Origin of the sequence: Hoylesella timonensis S9-PR14 (assembly GCF_000762405.1) — a bacterium.
Lineage (GTDB): Bacteria > Bacteroidota > Bacteroidia > Bacteroidales > Bacteroidaceae > Prevotella > Prevotella timonensis_A.
In genome coordinates, this window is sequence record NZ_JRPQ01000036.1 from 1 (window position 1) to 1,870 (window position 1,870).

Below are 1,870 nucleotides of genomic sequence, written 5' to 3' on the forward strand. Positions count from 1 at the left end.
TTTTGTTGCTCAGATACTTAAAAAGTTTAATTTATAATAGTGTTGCGGAATTAAGATTATATTATTTAAACAAGATGAATGGTAGTGTACCTCATATAGTTCAATATCAAGGTTCTAAGAGAAATCTAGCTCCTCAGATACTGCCGTATTTTCCTCAAAGATTCAATCGTTTAATTGAACCTTTCGCAGGTATGGCTGCAATTACAATAGCTGTTTCAAGACTGAATAAAGCTCAATTATATCATTTAAATGACCTCAATACACCTCTTGTTAGTGTGCTAGAGGAAGCAATCAACAATCCTCAGCGTCTACTCGATGATTACACAAGGGTCTGGAACGAGCAGTTGACTTTTAATGAAGGTAGTGTTGCACATTACTATAAAGTGCGTGATGACTTTAATAGTGGCAATCAATGCGCCGCCAATATGTTGTATCTTTTAGCCCGATGTGTAAAAGGTTCTGTTAGGTATAGTGGTAATGGTCAGTTCAACCAATCTCCGGACAAACGGCGCAAAGGTGTTTCTCCTGCAAACTTATCAAAGAATATCTTCCGCATTTCAAGCTACTTGAAAAATAGGACAGAATTCTCTTCAGTAGACTATCGAGAAGTATTGCAGATGGCTCGACCTGGTGACATCGTATATATGGATCCTCCGTATCAAGGTGTTTGCGCAACTAGAGACAATCGCTATTTTTCTGGCATAGATTATAATGAGTTTGTCGAAAGCTTGGAAGATCTCAATAGAAGAGGTATTGACTACATCATCAGCTATGATGGAAGTTGCGGAGATAAACAGTATGGTAACGATTTGCCTAATGATTTGGGACTAAGAAAAGTAATGCTCAATGCAGGCCTTTCAAGTCAGGCTCTTTTACTTGGAAAGAAAGAAGTTACATTTGAGGCTTTATATCTAAGCGCAAATCTTCAAGATGTAGTACAACCAACAGTTCATAATCAATTATTATTTACATAATGAAATATTCAAAGGAAATACTTGAGAGGCTTAACTCGATAACAGATAAGCGACCCGCAACTGTTATACAGCATATTTTAAAGTATGGCTTTATTACAACTGAAGAACTGGAAAATAAATACGGATATAAACATGCACCAAGAGCGGCAAGAGACGTAAGGGAACGAGGAGTAAATCTGGTTACCTATAATGTAAAAAGTAGTGAGGGGAAAAGAATTGGTGCCTACAAATTCGGTGATCCAGTTTTTTCCGACAATAAAATATCCAAGGTGGCAGGTAGAACTGCACTTTCTGAAGCATTAAAGAAGGCTCTAATTGACAAACATGGTTCAGTTTGTTTTATTTATCTTCAGCCAATGGAGGAAAGGCTTTTGCAAGTTGACCATCGAGTTCCATATGAGATAGGCGGCGAACAAGATGAAAGCGACATAGATTGCTACATGCTACTCAGTCCTTCTGCGAATAGAGCCAAATCTTGGACTTGCGAGCACTGTCCTAACTGGACAATCAAGGATGTGGAATTATGTGAAAATTGCTTTTGGGCTCATCCCGAAAACTATACTCATATTGCAGGAAACAACGAACGTAAGATAGTCATTACTTTTACAGACAATGAAATCGATGATTATGAACAGTTGATAAGTTTGGTTGGCATTGATAATGCTGAACAAACAATAAAAGATTTGGTAACGTCTTTCATAAACGACCATTCTAACGAAGACTAATATGCAACAGCCTAACTACATAAGTAATCCTCAAATCCGCAACTAAGCCCTTGAACGTCCTTATTGCGTGTACACGTCCTCTCATTACTGAATTTGCAGATAATTTGAACTTGAAACACCCACTTCTGCCTACAATATCCCCTTACCCCACAATGTGACTTGAGGCATTAC

At 37.9% G+C, this 1,870-nt stretch carries 2 protein-coding genes and 1 pseudogene; 2 read left to right on the forward strand and 1 reads right to left on the reverse strand.

Annotated features, from left to right (window positions below; all coding sequences use genetic code 11):
- Both HMPREF9304_RS14610 and HMPREF9304_RS14615 read left to right on the forward strand, forming a co-directional pair.
- On the forward strand, positions 1–974 hold a 974-nt coding region (locus HMPREF9304_RS14610), incomplete at its 5' end, for a DNA adenine methylase (RefSeq protein WP_081953624.1).
- Positions 974–1,699 (forward strand): hypothetical protein, encoded by a 726-nt coding sequence (locus HMPREF9304_RS14615; protein ID WP_008122231.1) that lies wholly within the window; start codon positions 974–976, stop codon positions 1,697–1,699. The genes HMPREF9304_RS14610 and HMPREF9304_RS14615, both read left to right, overlap by 1 nt.
- On the opposite strand, the pseudogene HMPREF9304_RS14835 reads toward HMPREF9304_RS14615, so the two are convergent.
- Positions 1,686–1,870, reverse strand: a pseudogene (locus HMPREF9304_RS14835) (hypothetical protein); the annotation flags it as partial. The gene HMPREF9304_RS14615 and the pseudogene HMPREF9304_RS14835 sit on opposite strands and share 14 nt — an antisense overlap.

Excerpts from the sequence above, each read along its gene's own strand:
- HMPREF9304_RS14615 (WP_008122231.1), top strand. The coding sequence starts at position 974 with ATGAAATATTCAAAGGAAATACTTGAGAGGCTTAACTCGATAACAGAT.